This is a genomic window from Stenotrophomonas maltophilia group sp. RNC7 (assembly GCF_030910085.1).
In the GTDB taxonomy this organism is placed as follows: Bacteria; Pseudomonadota; Gammaproteobacteria; order Xanthomonadales; family Xanthomonadaceae; genus Stenotrophomonas; species Stenotrophomonas sepilia.
The window spans coordinates 1-380 of sequence record NZ_JAVFVN010000169.1; the positions used below are offsets into that span (position 1 = coordinate 1).

The following is a 380-nucleotide window of genomic DNA, read 5'->3' on the forward strand; positions in this document are numbered from 1 at the left end:
GCCTCCAGCAGCGAACGGGCGTGGGCCAGGATCTCCTGGGCCTTGGGCGAGAGCGGCTCTTTCATGCCGTCAACCTACTAGTAGGTTGATGCCCTGTCAACTATCCGCGGCCGGGTGGGCATCATCTGGTGGTGCCGGCCCCGGGCCGGCCACTGCACCCACCCAACACCCCCCGGCTGCCCGCCCGCGGCCCGCCAACTCCACGCCCCCACCACCCCGGGTAGGCCGCCCAGGGGCCGCCACTACCACGCCCGGGCATTCGTGGCGGGATTTGACATGCAGGCATTTACCTGCATATAGTCCATCCCAAGGGGGTCGCCTGCCTGCCCATGCGAGGAACCTGCAATGGTGGATATCGCACACCGGGTCGGCATCAAGGC

Annotated in this window: 1 pseudogene; it reads right to left on the reverse strand. The window is 67.9% G+C overall.

Going from position 1 to position 380, the window contains the following annotated elements:
* Window positions 1-65: pseudogene (locus tag RCF13_RS02290) on the reverse strand (TetR/AcrR family transcriptional regulator); the annotation flags it as partial.
* Window positions 66-380 lie beyond the last annotated feature (315 nt).